General features: G+C 70.3%; 20 protein-coding genes. 8 read left to right on the forward strand and 12 right to left on the reverse strand.

Annotated features, from left to right (window positions below):
* Position 1 precedes the first annotated feature (1 nt).
* On the reverse strand, positions 2-733 hold the full coding sequence (locus tag AAFN86_RS19275; protein ID WP_347545149.1) for a methyltransferase: 732 nt from the start codon (positions 731-733) through the stop codon (positions 2-4).
* A complete protein-coding gene (locus AAFN86_RS19280; RefSeq protein ID WP_347545151.1) occupies positions 730-942 on the reverse strand; it encodes a DUF2007 domain-containing protein in 213 nt (70 codons plus the stop codon). The genes AAFN86_RS19275 and AAFN86_RS19280 overlap by 4 nt, the downstream gene beginning before the upstream one ends.
* 229 nt (positions 943-1,171) lie before the next feature.
* Here AAFN86_RS19280 and AAFN86_RS19285 point away from each other — a divergent pair, with 229 nt between their 5' ends.
* Positions 1,172-2,128: a polyprenyl synthetase family protein gene (locus tag AAFN86_RS19285; protein WP_347545219.1), complete on the forward strand. Its 957-nt coding sequence runs from the start codon at positions 1,172-1,174 to the stop codon at positions 2,126-2,128.
* A gap of 261 nt (positions 2,129-2,389) precedes the next feature.
* Here the strand turns inward: AAFN86_RS19285 and AAFN86_RS19290 are convergent, their stop codons facing one another.
* Entirely contained in the window at positions 2,390-3,640 is a 1,251-nt protein-coding gene (locus AAFN86_RS19290) for an O-antigen ligase family protein (protein WP_347545152.1), read from the reverse strand.
* A 248-nt stretch (positions 3,641-3,888) separates the two neighbouring features.
* Positions 3,889-5,292, reverse strand: a complete 1,404-nt coding sequence (locus AAFN86_RS19295; RefSeq protein WP_347545154.1) for an aspartate aminotransferase family protein — start codon at positions 5,290-5,292, stop codon at positions 3,889-3,891.
* A gap of 122 nt (positions 5,293-5,414) precedes the next feature.
* Between AAFN86_RS19295 and AAFN86_RS19300 the strand changes: the two genes are divergently transcribed.
* The 3 genes from AAFN86_RS19300 to AAFN86_RS19310 all read left to right on the forward strand — a co-directional run bounded on the left by AAFN86_RS19300 (position 5,415) and on the right by AAFN86_RS19310 (position 11,914).
* On the forward strand, positions 5,415-7,730 hold the full coding sequence (locus tag AAFN86_RS19300; RefSeq protein ID WP_347545156.1) for a molybdopterin-dependent oxidoreductase: 2,316 nt from the start codon (positions 5,415-5,417) through the stop codon (positions 7,728-7,730).
* Positions 7,727-9,169: an alkaline phosphatase PhoX gene (locus AAFN86_RS19305; RefSeq protein WP_347545158.1), complete on the forward strand. Its 1,443-nt coding sequence runs from the start codon at positions 7,727-7,729 to the stop codon at positions 9,167-9,169. The genes AAFN86_RS19300 and AAFN86_RS19305 overlap by 4 nt, the downstream gene beginning before the upstream one ends.
* A gap of 768 nt (positions 9,170-9,937) precedes the next feature.
* The gene (locus AAFN86_RS19310) at positions 9,938-11,914 is read left to right on the forward strand and encodes a PhoX family phosphatase (RefSeq protein WP_347545160.1); all 1,977 of its coding nucleotides are present in this window, start codon (positions 9,938-9,940) and stop codon (positions 11,912-11,914) included.
* A gap of 508 nt (positions 11,915-12,422) precedes the next feature.
* Here AAFN86_RS19310 and AAFN86_RS19315 read toward each other — a convergent pair.
* From AAFN86_RS19315 to AAFN86_RS19345, 7 genes are all read right to left on the reverse strand, one after another.
* Complete coding sequence (locus tag AAFN86_RS19315; protein WP_347545162.1) at positions 12,423-12,716, reverse strand: hypothetical protein; 294 nt, start codon at positions 12,714-12,716, stop codon at positions 12,423-12,425.
* Between the two features lie 207 nt (positions 12,717-12,923).
* Positions 12,924-13,316, reverse strand: coding sequence for a hypothetical protein (locus AAFN86_RS19320; protein ID WP_347545164.1), 393 nt, complete (start codon positions 13,314-13,316; stop codon positions 12,924-12,926).
* Positions 13,317-13,449: 133 nt separating this feature from the next.
* Positions 13,450-14,274, reverse strand: a complete 825-nt coding sequence (locus AAFN86_RS19325) for an ABC transporter permease (RefSeq protein ID WP_347545165.1) — start codon at positions 14,272-14,274, stop codon at positions 13,450-13,452.
* On the reverse strand, positions 14,271-15,203 hold the full coding sequence (locus AAFN86_RS19330; protein WP_347545167.1) for an ABC transporter permease: 933 nt from the start codon (positions 15,201-15,203) through the stop codon (positions 14,271-14,273). The genes AAFN86_RS19325 and AAFN86_RS19330 overlap by 4 nt, the downstream gene beginning before the upstream one ends.
* A 262-nt stretch (positions 15,204-15,465) precedes the next feature.
* Positions 15,466-15,870 carry a VOC family protein gene (locus tag AAFN86_RS19335; protein ID WP_347545169.1) on the reverse strand — a complete coding sequence of 135 codons (405 nt, stop codon included), beginning with the start codon at positions 15,868-15,870 and terminating at the stop codon, positions 15,466-15,468.
* On the reverse strand, positions 15,855-17,504 hold the full coding sequence (locus tag AAFN86_RS19340; protein WP_347545171.1) for a peptide ABC transporter substrate-binding protein: 1,650 nt from the start codon (positions 17,502-17,504) through the stop codon (positions 15,855-15,857). Before AAFN86_RS19340 ends, AAFN86_RS19335 begins: the two co-directional genes overlap by 16 nt.
* Positions 17,501-18,223 (reverse strand): orotate phosphoribosyltransferase, encoded by a 723-nt coding sequence (locus AAFN86_RS19345; RefSeq protein ID WP_347545173.1) that lies wholly within the window; start codon positions 18,221-18,223, stop codon positions 17,501-17,503. Before AAFN86_RS19345 ends, AAFN86_RS19340 begins: the two co-directional genes overlap by 4 nt.
* Positions 18,224-18,286: 63 nt before the next feature.
* On the opposite strand from AAFN86_RS19345, the gene AAFN86_RS19350 reads away from it, so the two are divergent.
* From AAFN86_RS19350 to AAFN86_RS19360, 3 genes are all read left to right on the forward strand, one after another.
* Positions 18,287-19,231 (forward strand): mitochondrial fission ELM1 family protein, encoded by a 945-nt coding sequence (locus tag AAFN86_RS19350; protein WP_347545174.1) that lies wholly within the window; start codon positions 18,287-18,289, stop codon positions 19,229-19,231.
* Positions 19,232-19,258: 27 nt separating this feature from the next.
* Positions 19,259-19,720, forward strand: coding sequence for an STY0301 family protein (locus AAFN86_RS19355; RefSeq protein WP_347545176.1), 462 nt, complete (start codon positions 19,259-19,261; stop codon positions 19,718-19,720).
* Between the two features lie 67 nt (positions 19,721-19,787).
* Positions 19,788-20,339: an NADPH-dependent FMN reductase gene (locus AAFN86_RS19360; RefSeq protein WP_347545178.1), complete on the forward strand. Its 552-nt coding sequence runs from the start codon at positions 19,788-19,790 to the stop codon at positions 20,337-20,339.
* A gap of 138 nt (positions 20,340-20,477) precedes the next feature.
* Here AAFN86_RS19360 and AAFN86_RS19365 read toward each other — a convergent pair whose 3' ends face one another.
* Positions 20,478-21,275, reverse strand: a complete 798-nt coding sequence (locus AAFN86_RS19365) for an enoyl-CoA hydratase/isomerase family protein (protein WP_347545180.1) — start codon at positions 21,273-21,275, stop codon at positions 20,478-20,480.
* A gap of 172 nt (positions 21,276-21,447) precedes the next feature.
* Between AAFN86_RS19365 and AAFN86_RS19370 the strand changes: the two genes are divergently transcribed.
* Entirely contained in the window at positions 21,448-22,062 is a 615-nt protein-coding gene (locus AAFN86_RS19370; RefSeq protein WP_347545182.1) for a hypothetical protein, read from the forward strand.

Raw genomic sequence — 22,062 nt, forward strand, 5'->3', positions numbered from 1 at the left:
CCTATGGCGTCGCCAGCGTGGCGGCGCGACGCAGCACATCCTCTGCGGCTTCGGTGAAACAACCGTCGGCCTGATGCAGCACGAAGGGCGGCAGCAGGCGTGCCGGCGCACGCCCCGCCTTGCGCGCATGGATCAGCACGCGCTTCGCGGCCTGCCCGGCGCGTGGCGCGACCGGCAGCAACGTGATCGACCCGCATCCCGCCCGGCGCAGCGCTTCGATGCCGGCATCGAAGCGCGCGGCGGGCAGCACCAGGCTGATGGTACCGCGGTCGCGCAGCGCAGCGGCGAGAAAGCCGGTCCAGGCGACAAGCCCCGCCCCCGATTCATGCGTTGCCACCCGGCGCACCGCCCCCGGCGGCGGCGTACCGCCCGGCCAATAGGGCGGATTGGCCATCGCGTGGTCGCAGGGCCCGATGCGCCGTGCCAGTGCGACATCCGCGACGTCGCCCTCGGTCACCATCGCAGCGACGCCATTGGCCGCGGCATTGTCGCGCGCCAGCGCGGCCATGGACACCTCGCGTTCCACCGCGGCGATGCGCAGGCCCGGCACGCGGGCGGCGAGGCAGAGGAACGCCGCGCCACTGCCGCAACCGGCTTCCAGCACGGCGTCGCCTGCCTGCGCCGGCACGAAGGCGGCCAGCAGCACGGCATCGAGCCCGGCGCGGAATCCGTGCCGCGGCTGGCGCAGCCGCACCCGACCGTCGAGCAGCGTATCCTCGGTGGTGTCGCTCACGCGGTTGCCTCGCCGGCCTCCGTCAACACGGCGCGGGCGCGATGTTCATCCATGCTTGCGACGGCAAGCCTGCGGGGAAAGGCGCCGATGCCGCCTTCCATCGCGCTGATATGCGCGTCGAGCACGATCGTATCGATCCCCGCATCGGCCAGCAGCGCGCGCAGGAAGGACAGCCGGACCGGGTCGGTGGTGGTGGCGACGACGCGCATCGCAAGTGCATTTCCCCTGATTTTTCCGCTGCTTGCCGCCTGGGCGGGGCGTGACTATGGTGCGCTCCTCAGAAGGAGAAGAGCAAGGGTGAGCGCCACCGCCAAGCCGCTCGTCGCCGGTACGGCGCTGGATCAAATCGCCGGTACGGCGCGGGATCAGGTCGCCGGTACGGCGCTGGAGAACGCCGCCATTGCCCCACGCAAGGGCGAGGACGCACTGAGCGCGCTGATGTCGCTGGTGCGCGACGACCTCGCGGCCTGCAACCGCCTGATCGTCGAGCGCATGCAGAGCGATGTCGCGCTGATCCCCCAACTCGCAGCCCATATCGTCGCCGCCGGCGGCAAGCGGCTGCGCCCGCTGCTCACGCTCGCGGCCGCGCGGATGTGCGGCTATCGCGGGCAGCGCCATGTCGGCCTCGCCGCCTGTGTCGAGTTCATCCACACCGCGACACTGCTGCATGACGACGTGGTCGATGAAAGCGCGCTGCGTCGTGGCCAGGCCTCGGCGAATGCGCTGTTCGGCAACAAGGCCTCCGTGCTGGTCGGCGACTTCCTGTTCTCCCGCGCCTTCGAGGTGATGGTCGAGGACGGCTCGCTCGAGGTGCTGCGCATCCTGTCGGCCGCATCGGCCACCATCGCCGAGGGCGAGGTGCTGCAGCTGATCACCCAGAACGACACCACGACGACCGAGGCGCAGTACCTCAAGGTCATCGAAGGCAAGACCGCCGCGCTGTTCGCCGCCGCCACCGAGGTCGGAGCCGTGGTCGCCGACCAGCCGCCGGCGCGCCAGGCGGCGCTGCGCGCGTTCGGCGCGGCACTCGGCGTGGCGTTCCAGCTGGTGGATGATGCGCTCGACTACAGCGCCGACCAGCAGGCTCTGGGCAAGACCGTCGGCGACGATTTCCGCGAGGGCAAGATCACCCTGCCGGTGCTGCTCGCCTTTGCGCGCGGCAGCGACGACGACCGCGCCTTCTGGCGCCGCACGCTCGAGGATCGCGAGCAGACCGACAGCGACCTTGGCGAAGCGCTGACGTTGATGCGCCGCCATGGCGCGTTGGACGATACGATCGAGCGCGCACGGCTGTATGGCGACCAAGCCATCGCGGCGCTGGCCGGCTTCCCCGACACGGCGGAGAAGCGGGCGCTGGCGGATGTGGTCGCCTTCTGCATCGAACGGGCGCGGTGAGACTCTCTTGGAAAGGGGCTTTGCCCCTCTCCAAGCCTCACCCCACCAAAGGCCTAAGGGCCTCTGGACACCCATACATGATCGGGCAGGTTGGAGCGGGTTGCATTCGACCCGCCCACACGAATCGCTGTCACGTCGTGTTTGAGCGAGCAGATTCACCTCATCGGGATCTACTGTAGAGGCGCTCCCGTTCGCCTTGGCTCACGGCAGCGGCTCCAGCCTTTTGTTTTTGCGAGCATCTTCACCCGACCGGGATCTGCCCTAGGCCCTTGGCGGGAGGGGGCCGGGGAGGGCAGGACCCCGGGTGACGCCCCGCACCGGCAGCGCGCCGCACACCGCCGCCACAAGCAGCATCGCCGCCACCCACCAGGCCTGCCACGCCCCGAAGGACAGCATCGCCGTGACCGCCGCCGAGGCCAGCGCACCGCTGGCCGCGGCAGGCGATGGCGCGCGCGCGGCAGCCACGCCCAGGAACCAGGCGAGCAGCGCCGCGATCGCGGCGCCGACGGCACCCAGTTCGAGCCACAGTTGCAGCGCCCCGTTATGCGGATGCAGCGGCAGGATGTGCACGTGCGGTTCGGCGAACCAGCGACGCAGGGCCGGGTCGGTCACGCGCAGCCGGTCCAACGCGGCGGCGCCTGGCTGATCCTGGCCGCCAGGGATTTCGCGGCTGGCCTCCATGCCCCAGCCGAGCAGCGGACGCTCGGCGATGCGCTCCGCGGCGAAGTCCCAGATCAGCATGCGATGCAGGGCGGAAGGCGGCAGGCGCTCGACCGGCAGGGCGGGGATGGCGGCGACCAGGAATGGCATCGCCAGGATCTTGAAGCCAAGGCCCGCGCCGATGAGCCGCGGCACCACGCGCGGCCACAGTGCCGCGGCCCCGGCTGCCGCCAACCCGGCCACCGCGGCGATCTTCGCCGTGTCACCCGGCAGCACGATCAGCAAGCCCGCTCCGGCCAACAGAAAAGCGATGCGCGGCGCCACCGGCCAGGGGAACGCCGCGGCGAGCGGCAGCAGCAGCGCCATCAACGATCCGGCGGGCTTCAGCCCGAAGGCCAGCGTCGCCGGCACCTCCCGCAAGCCGCGCACGCCGGCACGGATGGCGTTGCCGGTCAGCGTGTCGATCGTCGCGGCGGCCAGCCCGACCGCCAGGCCGGCGGCGATCAGCAGCATCATGGTGCGCCGCGTCGGCCCATCGCTGCCATCCAGGGCCCGGGCGGCGCCGCCGGCCAGGGCCACCATGCCGGCGAGCGACAGGCCGGTGGTCAGCGCGCGTGCAGGCTCGATCGCCCAGGCCGCGCTGATCGCGCCCCACAGGCCGAGTGCGAGACCCATCGCCAGCGCGGCGCCGCCCGGCCAGGGCAGCGCGCGGTCCTGCCGCCAGAAGGCGATGATGGACAATGCGAGCGACACCAGAGCGATCGGTGCCATCGCCTTGGATTGCAGCACGACGGCGAGCGGGGCCAGCAGCAGGGCGACGGCGACGGGCAGTGCGGGGGCGGTGATCTTCACGGATGGATCCGGGTGTCGGGACGGAAGGATGGAGGGGCGCCGCCCCTCCAGATCACCCCAGCGCCCATTGTAATGCCGTCACTTGGCGCCGTGCGCTGCTGTCAGGAATTTGCCGAAACCCGCCTTTGCGCCCGACACGCAATCGGCCAGCCGGCACGACAAACCTGCCCGGCACCAAATCGAGGTTTCCAAAGGCCTTAAGCCTTTGGTGGGGTGGTTTGGAGGGGCAAAGCCCCTCCAACCGAACGTCAGACTGCCGCGATGCTCTCGCGCCGCAGGTCCACGGCCAACGCGTCGAGCGCCTTGCCCACGCGGTCCAGCATCTCGGTCACCTCGTCCTTGGTGATCACGAGCGGCGGCGAGAAGCCCATGCTGTCGTTGATCATGGCGCGCAGGATCACGCCATGTTCCTCGCCCAGCTTGCACAGCCGTGCACCGGCCTTCTTCGCCGGGTCGATCGGCTTGCGCGCCGCCTTGTCGGAGGTGAGTTCGATCGCCCCGATCAGGCCAACGCCGCGCACTTCGCCGACCAGCGGGTGGTCGGTGAAGCGGCGGCGCAGTTCCGCCTGCATGTGCGCGCCGACCTCGGCCACATGCGCGACGATGTTCGTCTCGTCGTAGATCTTCAGCGTTTCGATCGCGACGGCCGCGGCAACCGGGTGGCCGGAATAGGTGAAGCCGTGGCCCCAGGTGCCGACGGCGGACGAGCCTTCGGCGATGCCCTGGAATACGGTCTCGTTCACCATCACCGCCGAGATCGGCAGGTAGGAGGACGACAGCGCCTTGGCGCAGACCAGGATGTCGGGCTGGATGTTGAAGGTCTGGCAGCCCCAGTAGCTGCCGGTGCGCCCGAAGCCGCAGATCACCTCGTCGGCGACGAAGAGCATGTCGTACTTCTTCAGCACGGCCTGGATCTTCTCGAAATAGGTCGCGGGCGGGACGATGACGCCGCCAGCGCCCATCACCGGCTCGGCCCAGAAGGCCGCGCATTCCTCGGCGCCGCCTTCCTCGATGATGCGGGCTTCCAACTCGTCCGCGAGGCGCGTCGCGAAGGCTTCCTCGGTCTCGCCCGGCTTCGCCTCATGGTAGTGGTGGGGCGTGCCGACATGGACGAAGCGGCCACCGGCGATCGGCGCGTCGAACAGCTTGTGGTTGGCCGGCAGGCCGGTGAGCGACGCGGCGGCGAGCGTGATGCCGTGATACGCCTTCAGCCGCGCGAAGACCTTCTTCTTCTTCGGTCGGCCCAGCGCGTTGTTCATGTACCAGATCATCTTCAGCGCGGAGTCATTCGCCTCGGACCCCGAATTGCCGAAGAACACCTTGCTCATCGGCGACGGCGCGCGCTCGATCAGCATCTCCGCCAGGTCGATCATCGGCTCGTGCGACTTCGCCGTGAACGAGTGGTAGAAGGGCAGCTTGCGCATCTGGTTGGTCGCGGCCTGCACCAGGCGTTCGTTGTCGAAGCCCAGGCTGGCGCACCACAGCCCGGCCAGCGCCTCGATGTATTCCTTGCCCTGCTCGTCGTAGATCTTCACGCCCTTGCCGCGCGTGATGACCAGCGGACCGGTCTGCTGGAACGCCTTGGCGTCGGTATAGGGGTGCAGCACGTTCGCGATGTCGCGAGCGGCGTTGGAATTGCGCGGCGGTGTCATGTCGGTATGGGCCTTCCTCGGCGGGCGAGGCGGGCACCTTAGGCCGGTCCGCCGCACCACCCAAGGGGCGGCTGTTGCGGCGCAGCCATGCCCGCGCCACCTTTCGGCGCGAAGGAGCCTCCATGACCGAGATCAAGCCGCATGCCGCCCATTGGGGCACCTACGACGCCGTGGTGCAGGAGGGCCGGGTGGTCGGCGTGCGCCCCTTCGCCCGCGACCCCTTCCCCGGCAGCCTGATCGAAAGCGTGCCCGACATCGTCCACGCCGCCTGCCGGGTGGACCGACCCTATGTCCGGAAGGGCTGGCTGGAGGGTCGCCGGCGTGGTGCGCTGCGGGGCGGCGACCCCTTCGTCCCCGTGACCTGGGACCGGGCGGTGCGGCTGGTGGCGGAAGAAACCCGCCGAGTCCGTGCCGAGCACGGGCCGACCAGCATCTTCGGCGGTTCCTATGGCTGGTCCTCGGCCGGGCGGTTCCACCATGCGCGCAGCCAGTTGCAGCGCTTCCTGGGCCTGGGCGGCGGCTATACCGGGCAGGTCAACGCCTATTCCTACGCCGCCGCGCAGGCGCTTCTGCCGCATATCCTCGGCACCAATGAGGTTCTGCTGGGCCGCACGACGGATTGGGCGGCCATCACGCGGTATTCGAAGGTGATGCTGTGCCTGGGCGGGCTGCCGCTGCGCAACGGCCTGGTAACCTCGGGTGCCGCCGGGCGGCATTCCAACGAGATCAACCTGCGCGAAGCCGCCGCGGCCGGGCTGCGCTTCATCCAGGTTTCGCCCAACCGCGCCGATGTGCCCGATTGGTGCAACGCGGAATGGATCCCGATCCGCCCGGGCACCGACACCGCGCTGCTGCTGGCGATGGCGCACACCATCGTGATGGCGGGGCGGGAGGATCGCGACTACCTCGCCACGCGTTGCGTCGGCTGGGACCGGCTGCGCGCCTACGTCATGGGTGAGGCGGACGGCGTCGCGAAGACGCCGGAATGGGCCGAACCCATCACCACCATCCCGGCCGCGACGATCCGGCGCATCGCGATGGAACTGGCCGACCAGCCGGCGATGCTGACCGCCACCTGGTCGCTGCAGCGCGCTGATTTCGGCGAACAGCCCTACTGGATGCTCGCGGCCCTTGCCGCGATGCTCGGCAAGATCGGCAAGCCCGGCGAGGGCGTGGCCTATGGCTATGGCAGCGTGAACGGCATGGGCGAGCCGCGGCAGGACGTGCCGTCCTTCTCGATGCCTGCGACACGCAACCCGACCGGCGCCTTCATCCCGGTCGCCCGCATCACCGACATGCTGGAGAATCCCGGCGGCACCTACGACTTCAACGGCCGTGCGCAGACCTATCCCGACACGCGCATCATCTGGTGGGCCGGCGGCAACCCGTTCCATCATCACCAGGACCTCAACCGCATGCTGCGCGGCTGGGCGCAGGCCGACACGATCATCATCCAGGAACAGCATTGGACCGCGGCCGCACGCCATGCGGACATCGTGCTGCCGGCCACCACCACGCTCGAACGCAACGACATCGCCTCGTCGGGCCGCGACCGCTTCGTGCGCGCGATGCACAAGGCGATCGACCCGGTGGGCCAGGCACGCCACGACCACGACATCCTCGCCGACATCGCCGAGGAACTCGGCTATCGCGACCGCTTCACCGAACAGCGCAACGAGGACGCCTGGCTGCGCCACCTGTTCGAGCAATGGCGCCGGAACTGCGCGCGGCTCGGCTTCGACACGCCCGATTTCGATGCCTTCTGGGCGAAGGGCTGGTGGGAAGCGGAAGCGCCGAAGCGTGGCGACGAATACACCCAGTTCGCCGAATTCCGCGCTGATCCCGAGGAGCATCCGCTCGACACCGCCACCGGCAAGGTCGAGCTGTTCAGCGAGACCATCGCGTCCTTCCACTACGACGATGCGCCGGGCCATCCGGTGTGGATCGCACCGCGCGAATGGCTCGGCGCCGAGCAGGCGAAGCGCTTCCCGCTGCACCTGCTGTCCTACCAGCCGGCGACGCGGCTGCATGGGCAGCTCGATCCCGGCCGGGTCGCGGCGGCGGACAAGATCCAGGGCCGCGAACCCATCACGCTCAATCCCGATGACGCCGCCGAACGCGGGCTGAAGCCCGGCGAGATCGTGCGCGTGTTCAACGATCGCGGCGCCTGCCTTGGTGGGCTGCGCATCGATGCGGGGCTGATGCGCGGCGTGGCCATGATGGCGACCGGCGCCTGGTTCGACCCGCTGGAACCGGGCGTGCCCGGCAGCCTGTGCGTCCATGGCAATCCCAACGTGCTGACGCCGGATATCGGAACCTCCAGGCTGGGGCAGGGGCCGTCCGCGCAATCCTGCCTGGTGCAGGTGGAAGCCTGGACCGTGGCGCTGCCGCCCGTGCGCGCCCACATCCCGCCGCCGATCGAGGAGGATGTCGCATGATCGCCCGCCGCGCCTTGCTTGCCGCGCCTCTGGTCCTCGCCGCCCCGGCGCTGCGCGCCCAGTCGCTGACCATCCGGCAGGACGACTTCGTCGCACCAGGCATCCAGCGCGGCGCGCTGATCCGCTGGGGCGACCGCGTCACCTTCGACGCACCCCCCTGGGATCCCGCGCGGCCGACCGTCGAGGCCGCTGCCAGCCAGTTCGGTTGGGATGCGCGCATCCTGGCGCTGGTGCCGGCCCAGACCGCCGATGACGGCGTGCCGCGCGCCCTGCTGGTGGTGGCGCACCCGACCGTGGATGCCGCGATGGCCTTTCCGGACGCGCGCGACCGGCCGGAGGTGGCGGGCGCGATGCAGGGTGTCAGCCTGGTCAACATCGCCCGGCGCGGCGGCAATTGGACCGTCATCGATGGCGGCTTCCAGAACCGTCGCCTGACAGCCGCCACGCTGTGCCGGCTCGGTGCCGATGGCGGTCCGGCCGTGGGCATCATCGGCGTGACCGGCGGCTGTGCCACGCCCTGGGGCAGCGTGCTGCTCGCGGAAGGCGGCGGCGCGGCCTGGGCCGGCCGGGTGCCCGGCATCGATCCCGGCGCGACCGGCATGCTGGCCGAACTCGACCCCTCCGACCCCGCCTCGGTGCCGGTGAAACGTGCCGCGCCCGGGCGTTTCGGCGCGGTGGACGCCGCTGCGGGCCTCGCCGCCGATGGCCGGGCCGTGGTCTGGATGGTGGACGGCCGGCCGGGTGGCTTCCTTTATCGCTTCCTGTCGGACGAGTCGGCCGGGGTTCGCGCCCTGGACGCCGGGCGCATGGCGGCGGCTCGCTTCGAGGGCGGTTCGCTGCGCTGGCTGCCGCTGCAACAGGGCGACCCGCTGGCCGCGGCGCGCAATGCCGGGGCAACGCCACTCGACCAACCGCGCGCGGTCGCCTTCGATGCGCAGCAGAAGCGGCTGTGCGTCGCGACGCGCGGCGGGGCGGGCCAGGTCCTCGAATTTCGCGCCGCAGCCGGCGACGTGGCCGCCGAGACCGGCGTCGCCGAGGTGATCCTGAACGGGCAGGAGGCCCCGGCGCAGCCCGTCCGGCGGGGCGAGGCGCCCGCCGCCGTGCCTGCCTGGCCCTGGGCGCCGGCCTCGCTGGGCTTCGATCGCGATGGCGCGCTGCTGGTCGGCACCGATCGCGGCGCCCGCCCCGGCGCGTTGCCCGAAGCGCTGTATCGCGTGCCGGTGAGCGGCGCCGGGCGCGGGCAGCCGAGCCTGCTGCTCGCGACGCCTATCGGCGCGGCCGCGGCCGGCGCGGCGGTGGCGCCGGATGGCACGCTGGTGGCCGCCGTCGCGCATCCCGGCGCTGCCCCCGGCGCGACCTGGGCCGCCCCCGCGACACGCTGGCCGAACCTGCGGCCGGACGAACCGCCGCGCAGCATGGTGGTGACGTTGGTGCGGTGAGGGGGAGCGGGGCGGAAGGTGCGAACTGGAGGGGCGCTGCCCCTCCAAACCACCCCGCCAGGGGCCTGCGGGCCCCTGGACCGCGGGCTTTTGGCGCTGGGCGAGGCGGTATGGGCGTGAAGCGCCACCGGTGGTCCCGCGTCCGGATGCTTCCCGCCGACCCGCCCCAGGTCGAGGTTTCCAAAGGCCTGAAGCCTTTGGTGGGGTGAGACCGAGAGGGGCAGGGCCGCTCTGAAGCGTGATCGTCGCGGGTGGAATCACCGGAGGCGCGAATCACGCGATCAAACGAAGGCATGGGGCAGGAGGCGTGAGCGAAAGCGAACGGATCCTGCCCGAGGCTCCACATGTCATAACCAACGGCACGAGTGATTGACTCGTGCCGAGGCCGCGAAGGCGGCCCGCCGGCAGTCCGGCGAAAGCCAAGCAAACCGGAGGTTTGCGCGTCATGCCATGGGCGTGCCTTCGGCACGACGCGTCTGAGAGCACGCCGAAGCCGATACCAACGGGCGAAGAATTCGGCCGTTGGTATCAGGAGGCAGGGCCGCCGGTCTCTCGCCTTTGATGGAGGCGCGACGTCGCGCGGACGGCGTCAGGCCCTTTCCGGTGTCGTGCCATCCGCGAACCCGCTTCGGCGCCGGGCCGCAAGTCCCCCGGCGTGCACTGCAACAGATTCTTCACGTTGCACCCGGTTCCCGGCACCCTGGCCTGCGGTCAATCTCCGGCCGCCGCCGGACACCCTGCCGGCACTATTCCGGACGGACCAAAGCCATGACGCTCAGCGACCTCAAGCCGACGCCCGAGGCCGAGACATTCGGCGCCGCGGAGGATGCCGGCACCTCCAACCCCGATCCGCGCCGGTCGATCGGCGCGCTGATCGAGGCGCGGTACGGACGCCGCGCGCTGTTCGGCGCTGGTGTCGCCGCCACGGCGCTGGCCATGCTGCCGGACGCGGCGGCGGCGCAGGGCGTGCCGGTGGCCGGCGGGCCCTCGACGCTTGGCTTCCAGGAACTGCGTCATCAGCTCTCGCAGCGCGATTCCGTCGCGGAGGGCTATGAGGCGCAGACGGTGATCCGCTGGGGCGATCCGATCTTCGCCGACGGTGCTGCGTTCCAGGCCGGTCGCTCCACGCCGGGCAGCCAGGCGAAGCAGTTCGGCTACAACAACGACTACCTCGACTTCTTCCCGTTGCCGCAGGGGTCGAACGCCGCCGATCACGGGCTGCTCGCGGTGAACCACGAATACACCAACACCAACCTGATGTGGCCGGGCCTGGGCGCGGGGCGGTCCGCCGCGCTGCGCGCCAATGCCGAACAGGCGCAGACGGAGGTGGCTGCCCACGGCATGTCGATCGTCGAGATCCGCAAGGTCGACGGGCGCTGGGCCTATGTGAAGGACAGCCGCTTCAATCGGCGGATCACCGGCGACACGCCGATGCGTGTCGCGGGTCCCGCGGCGGGGCATGAGGCGATGAAGACGAAGGATGATCCGACCGGGATGCGCGTGCTTGGCACGCTGAACAACTGCGCCGGCGGCAATACGCCCTGGGGCACGGTCATCACCTGTGAGGAGAACTTCAACTACTATTTCGGCGGCGCCGATGCGGCCAATCCGCAGAACCCGCGCCACGCCGCCTGGCGGCGCTATGGCCTGACGCAGCCGGCGCTGTACTCCTGGCCGCAGCACATGGAACGCTTCGACCTCGGCCGCGAGCCGAATGAGCCGAACCGCTTCGGCTGGGTGGTCGAATACGACCCCTACGATCCGGCCAGCGTGCCGGTGAAGCGCACCGCGCTCGGGCGCTTCAAGCACGAAGGCTGCACCCACGCGGTCAACAAGGATGGCCGCGTCGTCTTCTACATGGGCGACGATGAACGCTTCGAATTCATCTACCGCTTCGTCACCGCCCGGCCCTTCGACCCGCAGGACCGCGCCGCCAATCGCGACCTGATGGATGACGGCACGCTGGCGGTCGCCAGGCTGTCGGAAGACGGCAAGGTGGAATGGCTGGACCTGGTGCATGGCCAGGGGCCGCTGACCGAGGCGAACGGTTTCCGCAGCCAGGCCGATGTGGTGATCCATGCCCGCCAGGCGGCGACGCTGCTGGGTGCCACGCCGATGGACCGGCCCGAGGATGTCGAGGCCAACAAGGCGACGGGCCGCGTCTATGCCATGCTGACGAACAATGCGCGGCGCACGGCGAACCAGGTGGATGCGGCCAATCCGCGCCCGCGCAACGTCCACGGCCATGTGGTGGAATTCATCCCGCCCGGCGCCGGCACCGTCGAGGTGGACCACGCCGCACGCGAGATGCGTTGGGCGCTGTTCCTGATGGCCGGCCGGCCGGGCATCGATCCCGGCGCCCAGTACCACCGCGCCACCGAGCAGGGCTGGTTGTCCTGTCCGGATAATTGCGCTTTCGACAGCAAGGGGCGGATCTGGATCGCGACCGATGGTGCACCGGTGGCCGCGGGGGTCGCGGATGGCCTGTATGCCGCCGATACGCGCGGCCCGGGCCGCGCGCTGACCAGGCTGTTCTACCAGGCGCCGACGGGGGCGGAGGTCTGCGGGCCGCGGTTCACGCCGGACGACCGGACGGTGTTCCTCGCCATCCAGCATCCAGGCGAGGATGCCGGGTCGTCCTTCGACCGGCCTTCGACGCGGTGGCCGGATTTCGAGGATGGCGTGCCGCCGCGCCCGGCGGTGATCGCCATCGTGAAGAAGGATGGCGGGGTGATCGGGGACTGATGCGGGGGGGGGGGGGCGCCTGCGGCGGGTTTCGAGCGTCCCACAACGCCGGGTGGAGCGCATCCGCGGCCCCTGGCTTCGCGCCGCGCACTGTGCTGCCGGCGGTAGCGGATGGGATGCGCGCGGTTGCGCCGTGCGTTCGCCGCCCAATGCGGGGCATCGGGCGACGGGGGCGCGGTTCGGTCCGGGCGCGATCGCGCGGATGATGTCGTGGCGTGTTGCGCAGCAGCGCGCATCGGTGTCGGCCGTTGGAGCGTGATCGCCGCAGTAGAATCACCGGAGGCGTGAATCACACGCTCAAATAAGGGCATAGAGCAGGAGGCGTGAGCGAAAGCGAACGGATCCGGTTCCGGCTGACCAGGGTGCGCCTCAGGCCGAGCGTCGGTGGGTCGATCGCAGATGTGGTCCCCGTGCGAAGAACACTGGCCCGCTGTCGGTGAATCACTTTGCCAGGAACGACAAAGGGGGCCTCGCGGCCCCCTTTTTCAAACGGCGCGGATGGCGACCGTCACTGCGTGGCGGTGGCCGGCGCGCTGCGCGAACCACGGCGCGAACCCGTGGTGTTCGAGGCATGCTGCGACCCGCGACGCTGGCGCGACGCGCTGGCCGAGCCACGGCTGCGGCGCTGGCGATTCGCCTCATTGCGGCGGCTGCGATGGGAGGAGGACGCGCGCGGCGCCTCGGAAGAAGCGGCGGTTGCTTCGGTGCCGGTCGAGCGGGCGCGGCTGCGTGTCGCCTCGGCGGGGCTGAGCGAGCCGAGGGCGAGAATCAACCCGGCGGCAAGGAGGAAGGCACGGAACATGGCAGCGGATCCTTTATCGGCCGATGTGACCTGTCGAACGGTCGGTACGGTCGGGGGGATCCGTGACCTCGTCGGAATCTCCTACTCCTATGCGCCTGTCGTAAGACTATCCGATAAATGACTGATCGGACATGTTTCGAATGGCCCGAGGTCACCGGTTGCCGCCGTTGTGCGGGTGCGCAGCAATGCCGCGCACCCGGCGATCCGTCAGGGACGCAGGGCGAGCCGCGCCAGGCGAACCGCCTTCAGCGACTTGCCGGGCTGGTTGGCGGCCAGTTCGCTCGCCGCGGCGCGCATATGGGCGGCCAGCCACTCGACATGCTGGGGCGGGCTGCTGCCGCGCATCCCGTCCAGGGCCAGGCGCGTCCCGGCAATGCCGAGCGCGGTGCCGGCGGCCTGGCTGCGGCCTTCGCGCAGGTCTTCCTCCACCTCGGCCAGCAGGTGGTCGAGCAGGGCGGCGGTGCCAGTCAGCGTTTGCGGCAGGGCGGTCGCCGGATCGGCCAGCGAGGCATCGCCATTGCCGAACTGCCGCTCGGCCGCAGGCAGGCTGATATGCGAGAGCAGATCCAGCATCGATTTCGAAAGGGGGGTGTTCGGCATAGTCCTGCTCTCCCTGGCAGCAGCGGTTTCGGGCCGTCGATCAAGGCCATGTCGGGCAGCCTGCCGGGGCTGGCAAGGCCATGCCTTGATCCGGAGCAACGCGAGATGTCCAAGCCGTGGCCTGATCTCACTATTATCGCCTGCGGAGCCCGTCGGCGACCAGGGTGCAGCCGGCGATAGTCGCCATGATCGCAAGGCCGGGCCAGACCGCCGCCCAGGGAGCGCTGAACACGAGTTCCTGCGCGTTGGCGAGCATATTCCCCCAGGACGGCGCCGGCGGGCTGATGCCGAGGCCCAGGAAGGACAGCGTCGATTCGGCGAGGATCGCGCCCGCGACGGCAAGTGCCGTGGCCACCGCGATCGGCGGCAACAGCGCCGGCAGGACGTGGCGGCGCAGGATGCGCGCTTCGGTCGCCCCCAACGCACGGGCGGCGCGGACATGGTCGCGCGACAGTGTGGCCAGCGCCGCCGCGCGCGCCAGCCGTGCGACGCCCACCCAGCCGAAGATGGCAAGGATGGCGACGATGCGCAGCACGTCGCCGGCGGCTTCTCCGCGTGCCGGAAGGCCGATTCGCGACGGGTCGGCGGCGGCCAGCAGCACCAGCAGTGGCAGGGCAGGCAGGGCAAGCATGAAATCCGCCAACCGCATGATCGCCGCATCGGCGGCGCCGCCGCGCCAGGCGGCGATGACGCCCGCCGTGGTGCCAATGACCGTTGCCGTCAGGGCTGCCGCCAACCCGACCGCGAGGGAGACCCGTGCGCCGAACAGCAGCCGCAGCAGGATGTCGCGGCCGAGATCATCCGTGCCGAGCGGATGCGCGGCCGATGGTGGTTCGAAGCGGGCCAGCAGATCGGGTGCGAAGGGATCCAGGCCGAGCGCATCGGCCACCAACGGGGCGGCCAGCGCCGCGAGCGCAAGCGTTCCGAGCAGCGCCAGGCCTGTCGCGAGGCGGATCACCGCTCGCGCAGCCGCGGGTCGAGCGCCCGCTGCGCGAGATCAGCACCGAGTGTCGCCAGCATCGTCACCAGCGCGACCAGCAGCAGCGCCACCAGTGCGAGGTTGGTGTCGTTGCCCATCACCGCGTCGTAGAGCAGCTTGCCCATGCCGGGCCGCGCGAAGACGGTTTCCGTGACCAGCGCACCGCCGGCCAGCGCGCCGGCATCGAGTGCCGCGATCTGCAGGATGGGCAGCGCGGCATTGGGCAGGGCGTGGCGAAACAGCACGCGGGATTCGGTGGCGCCACGCGCGCGGGCGGTACGGATCCAGGGTTCAGTGAGCGTGGTTTCAAGGCTTGCCGTGGCGTGCCGGGCGTAGCCGGCGAGATGGGCGACAGCCAGCGTCGCGACCGGCAGCACCAGGTGGTCGAGCCCCAGCCCCGCTTCGGCGCTGCCGCCCGCCGGCAGCCAGCCGAGCGTGACCGCGAAGGCGATGATCAGCAGGATGCCGAGCCAGAAGGTGGGCATCGCCTGGTCCAGGACGGCGACGGCATCGACGAAGGGCGCCGCGCGCGGCCGCGATGCCGCAAGCGCGCCGAGTGCCACACCCGCGACCAGCGCGATGACGAGCGCCGTGCCGGCGAGACCGAGCGTGGACAGCAGCGCTGGGCCAAGCAGTGATGCGACGGGCTGAGCGAACAGGCGCGAATAGCCGAACTCGCCGCGCAGCAGGTTTCCGGCCCAGGCGAGGTAGCGCTCGGTGAAGGGGCGATCGAGACCATGCAGGGCGCGCAGCCGCGCGGCGTCCTCGGCGGTCAGGCGCGGGTCGCCGGCGATGGCGACCTCGATCGGGTCGCCCGGCATAAGCGCGATGAGGGCAAAGGCGCAGAAGGAGAGGATGGCGAGGGTCAGCGCGATCTGCGCGAGGCGGCTGAGGAGGATGCGCGTCATGGGGCGAAGATTGGAGGGGCGCTGCCCCTCCAAGCCACCCCGCCAAAGGACTGGGTCCTTTGGAATGCCGTCTTTTGGTGCTGCCGGCGGCTGTCAGCGCGAATGATTGGCCTGGGTTCTTCCAAATGCAGGGCCACCGGTGCGATGGCATGCCGTGGCGCAGAGACCGCCGGTCGTGGTCGTGTCAGCCCGCCGCGCCGGGCGCACCCGTGCGACGGCCAAAAATAGAAGGGGGTCCGGGGGAATTCACTTTCCCCCGGCCTTACTCCGTGCGGTGACACACGGCCTCCACGCGATTGCCGTCCGGGTCGAACAGGAACGCCGCGTAGTAGTGCGTGTGGTACTGCGGCCGAAGCCCCGGCGCGCCGTCATCGGCCCCGCCATGCGCGAGACCTGCTGCATGGAACGCATCCACGGCGGTGCGATCCGGCGCGCGGAAGCACCAGTGACGGCGATCTGCGTGGATTGGTCCGTCCGCTGCGCGGATGCTGATATAGCTGTGGCCATCATCATCCGCGCGATTGCGGGTGCCATAGCCGATGGCGATCTCCGACCGGTTCACGCAGGGCACGCGCAGCGCGGCCATCACCGCATCGTAGAAGCGCGCCGCGCGCGGCAGGTCGGACACGGTGATGGAGACGTGGTCCAGCATCAGCGCGCCCGCCATTCCTCCGCCCACAACGTCGAGACGTTGAGGTGCCCCGTGGGCCGCACGCCATCCAGCCATTGCGGCCAGACATGCGCATCGGCGCGGAACCAGAGCGGGATGGATGGCAGGTCCTCGGCATAGATGGCCTGCAGGCGGCGCCACATCGCGCGCCGCTGCGGCACGTCGAGCTGCTCGGGGATGGTCTGCGTCAGCACGTCCATCTCGGCGTTGCGATAGCCGCCGAAGTTCTGGCCGGACCAGTTGGTGGCCTCGCGCGGAATCTCGTCGGAGTTCAGCGAGGAGCGCGGCACCGATTCCGGCGCGCTGATCCAGGCGAACAGCGCCAGGCCCTGGAAGCGGCGGCGCGAGAGGGTCTCGGCGAAGAAGACGCGGGGCGGCTCGTTGCGGATGCGCGCCTCGATCCCCGCGACGCGCCACATGCCTTGCAGCACCTGCTGCACCTGTTCGCGGGCACGATTGCCGGCGGTGGTCATGAATTCGAGCGACAGGCGCTCGCCGGCGGCGTTGCGGCGGATGCCGTCGGGGCCGGGCGTCCAGCCCGCTTCGTCCAGCAGCGCGCGGGCGGCTGCCAGGTCGAAACGCGTCTGCCGCACATCCGGGTCGAACATCGGGTCGAGCGGATTGACGGACGAGTGCGCGACGGGCTGGCGGCCGGCGAACAGGCGCTCGCTGATCTGCGCACGATCGGTCGCCATCAGAAGCGCGCGACGCACGCGAATGTCGCCCAGCGCGGGATGGTCGTGGCGCAGATCCATGTGCTCGTAGATCAGGCCCGGCTGGTAGAGGAAGCGGAAGCGGTTGCCGGTGCGACGTTCCAGCGCGATGGCCTGTTCCAATGGCAGGCCGAGTTCACCCGCCACCATGTCCACCTGGCCGGCGAGCAACTGGGCTTCGAGAGCCGGCGTATTCTCGACGGTGCGGATGGTGATGCGGCGGAAGGCGGGTGCCGCGCCGTTCCAGGCGGGGTTGCGGTCGAGCGTGACGGAGGCACCGGGCTGCACGCCGGTGATACGATACGGGCCGTTCCACAGCGCGGGGTTCGTCGTCTCGGTGTCGTAGGCCGTGCGCGTGCGGTAGGCGCGGGGATCGGCCTGCCAGCGGGCGCGTTCGATATGGGCGGGCAGCGGCTGGAAGTCGCCCATGGAGGCGTATTCGAAGGTGACGCGGTCGAAGCGGAGCGTGACGGTGCGCGGATCGACGACGATGAGTTCATAAGCGCTGCGGTAGAACTCGGCAGGGCCGAAGCCGGTTGCGGCATCACGCCCGGCTTCCCAGGCGAAGCGCAGGTCTTCCGACGACACCGGCGTGCCGTCACCCCAGCGCAGGCCCTCGATCAGCCGATAAGTGACGCGGATGCCGGCCTTGCCCTCCGGCGTGGTCTCGCGTTCGGCGAGGCCATTCTCGATCGAGGGCAGCGTCTCGCAGGTGAGGCAGGCGAGGCGCCAATCGGCATCATAGGCCGTCAGTGGCCGGCGCGCGAAACCCAGGACGTAGGACTTCGCGGCCATGTTCTCGATATTGGGGTGGAAGGTCGAAGGATACTGCGTGATGCCGATGGTCAGCGTGTCGCGCGTTTGGGCGGCGGCGGGTGCCGCCAGCGCGACGGCCAGCGCGACGGCCGCAAGCCTCACTCCACCGCATCCTTCAACTTCGCCTCATCGACGCTCGCCACGCCGCCATGCGCGGCGGACCAACTCACTGGGTCCTGCAGGAACTTGCGCACTTCCTTCAGCGCGGTCTCGCTGAAATAGGGGCGCTCGCGGCACACTTCCAGCACGTCCCACCAGGTGCAGAGGTGGTGCAGGTTCAGCCCCATCTCCTTCATCTTCTCGAAGGAACCAGGGAAGACGCCATAGTAGAAGACGACGAAGGTGTGGTCGCAGACCGCGCCGGCCTCGCGCAGCGCATTGGCGAAGCGGATCTTGGAACCGCCATCGGTGGTCAGGTCCTCGACCAGCAGGGTGCGCTGGCCGACCGGCACCTCGCCCTCGATCTGGGCATTGCGGCCGAAGCCCTTCGGCTTCTTCCGGACATAGGCCATCGGCGCCATCATCCGGTCGGCGATCCAGGCGCCGAAGGGGATGCCGGCGGTCTCGCCGCCCACCACCACGTCGATCGATTCATAACCGACATGCCGGCCGATCTTCTCGACGCCCAGTTCCATGATCCGGTTGCGCGCCCGGGGGAAGGAGATGATCTTGCGGCAGTCGATATAGACGGGGCTCTTCCAGCCGCTGGTGAAGGTATAGGGCTCCTCGGGCCGGAAATTCACGGCCTTGATTTCAAGCAGGATGCGCGCGGTGGTCAGGGCGGCGTCGCGGTCCCAGTCGGAGGCGTGCAGCGCGGTCATGGCGGTTCGTCCTGGTGGTGGTCCTATGTCGTCCTGTCGTAATCGGCGGGGCGGGCCGCGTCCATGACCGAGGCGGCCGCCAATCGAATCTGGGTCCTGGCCGACCCCCGCGCCGGGACCGCCGCCCAGGCCATCGGCATCGCCGAACGGCTGGGCCGGCCGTTCCGGACCGTGCCGCTGGACTGGGGCCCGATGGCCCGGCTGCCGCTGCTATGGGCGACGCGGACGGGCCTGACCCCGGAATCGCGCCGGCAGATCGCCGATCCCTGGCCCGATATCGCCATCTCCGCCGGGCGGCGCAGCGCCCCGGTGGCGCTGTGGCTGGCCGGGCAGGGGGTACGCACGGTTCACTGCATGCGTCCCGGCTTCGGCGAGCACCGCTTTGACCTGCTGGTCGTCGGCCGGCACGATTCGCCGCCCGCCGCCCCTAATATCCTGCCCATCTTGGGAGCCACGCATCGCATGAGCCCTGCCCGGCTCGCTGCGGCACGCCGGGAATGGGGCATGTTCGGCGAACTCCCTGGACCGCGCATTGCCCTGCTGCTCGGCGGCCCGCCGCGCGGGGAGGGGATGGCGCCCGGCACCGCCGCCACCATCGCCCGCCAGGTCGCGGGCTTCGCCGGCAGCGTGGTCGCCACTGGGTCCCGCCGCACCGGTCGGGCGGCGGAATCGGCCGTTGCAGAGGAATTATCCGGCCTGCCGCATCATCTGCACCGCTGGGGCGATGGCGGCCGGAACCCCTATGCCGGGATGCTCGCCTGGGCCGATGCGGTGGTGGTGACGGGCGATTCGGTCTCCATGCTGTCCGAGGCGCTGGCGACCACGGCGCCGGTCTTCATCGCCGATCCGGGCGGGCTCGGCGCCCGCCACCACAGGCTGCACGACAGCGTCTATGCTGCCGGCCAGGCCCGGCCGCTGGCGGAGGCACCCACGCCATTCGCGCGCGACCCCTTCGACGAGACCGGCCGCGTTGCCTTTGAAATCGCGGAGCGCTTCCTTCGGTTGTGACCCTGCCTCGATGACGGAGACCCCCCGATGCGTCCTGTCCTCGCCTGCCTGCCCGTGCTGCTCACCGCCGGCGGTGCGGTTGCCCAGCAGCCCTCCCGCCCGCCGGCACCGCCGCTGATCGCCTGCCCGGCCTCGGTCGAGGTGATGGCGCGCGACGAGATCCGCCCGCCCAATGGCTGGGAAGTGCGGCCCGAGACGCAGCGCCATTGGCTGCGTGGCGCCGATCTGTTCGAGGGTGACCCTGCCGATCGCGTCCAGCTGCGACCCGACGCCGACCCGCGCGCGCGGCGGGAATGGTGGGATCTTGGCGGCAACCGCCAGCCCTATCGCCTGGTCTGCCGGTATGAGGGGTTGGAATCGGGCATCATGGCTGCCGTCCCGGCCAGCGCCCGGCGCTGCGAGGTGACGAGCATCCGTGAGAACAGTCGCGGCATGCGTCATGGCCGCATCGTCAGCGGCCCGGATCAGGTGGTGGTCGCCTGTCGATAGGGTGCTGGCCCTGCGCACGCGTCTGCCCGATCATCGCCCCGCCCAACTGGACAAGGATGTCTGCGCCATGAAGATCATCGGCCTTTCGGGAAGCCTGCGCCGCGCATCCCTCAACACGGCACTGCTGCGCGCGGCCGCGGGGTTGATGCCCGCGGGCGTGGCGCTCGGTGTGGAAACCATCCACGGCATACCGCTGTATGACGGCGACCTCGAAGCGGCCGAGGGCATTCCGCCGGCCGTCGCGGCGCTGAAGGACAAGATCGCCGCGGCGGATGGGCTGCTGCTGGTGACGCCCGAGTACAACAATTCGATGCCGGGCGCCTTCAAGAACGCCATCGACTGGCTGTCGCGCCCGCCCGCCGATGCGGCGCGCGTCTTCGCCGGGCGGAAGGTGGCCTTGATCGGCGCCTCGCCAGGCGGCTTCGGCACCATCCTGTCGCAAAATGCCTGGCTGCCCGTGCTGCGCACCCTCGGCACCGAGTTGTGGACCGGTGGTCGGCTGATGGTTTCGCGCGCAGGCGGTATCTTCGATGCGAATGGGGCGCTGACCGACGCCGCGGTGCAGAAGCAGCTCAGCGACTACCTGGCTGGCTTCGTTGACTTCGCCAAGCGGGGCTGAGCCCGACCCCTCAGGGGACCATCTTCGGCCCGATGCGGTGCATCGGGCCAGGAGCGCGCGGCGCGAAAGCCAAGCGCATGTATGTGCGCGCCGGCGCCTGAGGCACAAAAAAGACTCATCCTTCGTGGGCCGTTGGAATCAACGACCGACAAAGGACGGCGTGCGCTTGGCCATGAAGGCGTCGCGGCCCTCTCGGTGATCCTCGCTCTGGTACAGCAGGGCCTGCGCGTCGGCCTCGGCCTTGAGGAATTCCGCCAGCGTCCCGTTCGACCGGTTGATCAGCTGCTTCGCCATGCCGTTCGACAGCGGCGCGGTGGCGGCAATGTCGCGCGCGATGGCCCGCGCCTCGGCCAGCGCGGCGCCCGGTTCGGCGAGCGCATCGACCAGACCGAGCCGTGCGGCCTCCTCGGCCGCCACCGGCTTGCCGCGGAACATCATCATCTTGGTCGGGCCGAGGCCGATGCGCCGCGGCAGCGTCCATGCCGCGCCCAGATCCGGCACAAGCCCGATCCGGTTGAAGGAACAGGTGAAGACCGCCGCACGGGAGGCAACGACGATGTCGCAGGCCGCCGCGATCGACATCCCGGCCCCGGCGGCATGGCCCTCTACCGCGGCGATGACCGGCTTTTCGCCTTCCACCAGCAGGCGGAGCATCCGGTGGCTGACGCGCATCATCCGCGCGCGTCCCTGCAACGCCGTCTGCTGGCCCATGCCGGAGATATCCCCGCCCGCGCAGAAATGCCCGCCATCCCCGGTGAGGATGATGGCGCGGCATTCGGGATCGGCGAGGCCCTGTTCCAGGTGCTCGATCAGCGCCATGCGCAGCCCCGGGGCGAGGGCATTGCGCCGCCGCGGATTGCTCATCGTCAGTTCCAGGATGCCGTCGGCGAAGGCGGCGCGAGTCGTGGCTTCTTCAGCTGGTGCCGTGTCGTTCATGGTGCGGTTCCCCCGTTCGGCGCATGAGGCCGCCGTTGCGGGGGAGAGTAGGAAGCGGGTGCGACGGCAGCAACCGGGGCGGCCGGCGGCTTGCAGGGCCTGACTGGCGCAGGTGATTTCCGCCTTGTCCGCGCAGCGCCATGGCGCATGATGCGAAGGCATGTCTTGCCAAATGGGCGGCGCCGCCAGAACACTGTTCCGAATGCACAATGGGAGGCCACAGGTGGCGGTACAGGCGATTAGCAGGCGGCTGATGGTGGTTGCACCGCTGGCCGTGGCGGCGGCCGGGCTTCTCGGCTGCGCCGAGACGCCGGCGCCGCCGGCATCGATGCAGGTGGCGTCAAATCCGGACCTCGTCATCCGAAACCTCCCGCCTGGGCAGCCAGCCCTGGTGGCCAGCGGAATGGCGGCCTACGGCACGGTCCAGGCGGCGGATGCCGGCACGCGTGAGGTCATCCTGAAGACGACCAGCGGCGGGACCTTCACCCTGACGGCGGGTCAGGACTTCCGGAACCTGCGGCTGCTCCGGCCCGGCGCGCGTGTCGTCGCGGTCTATGACGCGAATGGCATGGTCCGGCTGGCCTCTCCGCCACGCAATGCCGACGCCACGCGCCCCGGCGTTTTGCGCGGCACCATCGAGGCCGTGGAGGTCGGCGGCCGTCGCCTGGTCGTGGCTGTGCCGGCGGGTGCGCGCCAACTCGTCACTATCGCCGATCCCGCGATGATGGCTTTCGCCACCCGCCTGGGCCCCGGCGACGAGGTCGCGATCACGAGCGCCGCGCGCTGA

This window comes from Roseomonas sp. CAU 1739 (assembly GCF_039839775.1).
Lineage (GTDB): Bacteria > Pseudomonadota > Alphaproteobacteria > Acetobacterales > Acetobacteraceae > Neoroseomonas.

Bases quoted from the DNA above. Each gene is read 5' to 3' on its own strand.
- AAFN86_RS19295 (WP_347545154.1), bottom strand. From the start codon at position 5,292: ATGACACCGCCGCGCAATTCCAACGCCGCTCGCGACATCGCGAACGTG.
- AAFN86_RS19310 (WP_347545160.1), top strand. From the start codon at position 9,938: ATGACGCTCAGCGACCTCAAGCCGACGCCCGAGGCCGAGACATTCGGC.
- AAFN86_RS19355 (WP_347545176.1), top strand. From the start codon at position 19,259: ATGCGTCCTGTCCTCGCCTGCCTGCCCGTGCTGCTCACCGCCGGCGGT.
- AAFN86_RS19300 (WP_347545156.1), top strand. From the start codon at position 5,415: ATGACCGAGATCAAGCCGCATGCCGCCCATTGGGGCACCTACGACGCC.
- AAFN86_RS19330 (WP_347545167.1), bottom strand. From the start codon at position 15,203: ATGACGCGCATCCTCCTCAGCCGCCTCGCGCAGATCGCGCTGACCCTC.
- AAFN86_RS19285 (WP_347545219.1), top strand. From the start codon at position 1,172: ATGTCGCTGGTGCGCGACGACCTCGCGGCCTGCAACCGCCTGATCGTC.
- AAFN86_RS19370 (WP_347545182.1), top strand. From the start codon at position 21,448: ATGGGCGGCGCCGCCAGAACACTGTTCCGAATGCACAATGGGAGGCCA.
- AAFN86_RS19320 (WP_347545164.1), bottom strand. From the start codon at position 13,316: ATGCCGAACACCCCCCTTTCGAAATCGATGCTGGATCTGCTCTCGCAT.
- AAFN86_RS19335 (WP_347545169.1), bottom strand. From the start codon at position 15,870: ATGGCGGGCGCGCTGATGCTGGACCACGTCTCCATCACCGTGTCCGAC.
- AAFN86_RS19360 (WP_347545178.1), top strand. From the start codon at position 19,788: ATGAAGATCATCGGCCTTTCGGGAAGCCTGCGCCGCGCATCCCTCAAC.
- AAFN86_RS19280 (WP_347545151.1), bottom strand. From the start codon at position 942: ATGCGCGTCGTCGCCACCACCACCGACCCGGTCCGGCTGTCCTTCCTG.
- AAFN86_RS19365 (WP_347545180.1), bottom strand. From the start codon at position 21,275: ATGAACGACACGGCACCAGCTGAAGAAGCCACGACTCGCGCCGCCTTC.
- AAFN86_RS19305 (WP_347545158.1), top strand. From the start codon at position 7,727: ATGATCGCCCGCCGCGCCTTGCTTGCCGCGCCTCTGGTCCTCGCCGCC.
- AAFN86_RS19345 (WP_347545173.1), bottom strand. From the start codon at position 18,223: ATGACCGCGCTGCACGCCTCCGACTGGGACCGCGACGCCGCCCTGACC.
- AAFN86_RS19350 (WP_347545174.1), top strand. From the start codon at position 18,287: ATGACCGAGGCGGCCGCCAATCGAATCTGGGTCCTGGCCGACCCCCGC.
- AAFN86_RS19315 (WP_347545162.1), bottom strand. From the start codon at position 12,716: ATGTTCCGTGCCTTCCTCCTTGCCGCCGGGTTGATTCTCGCCCTCGGC.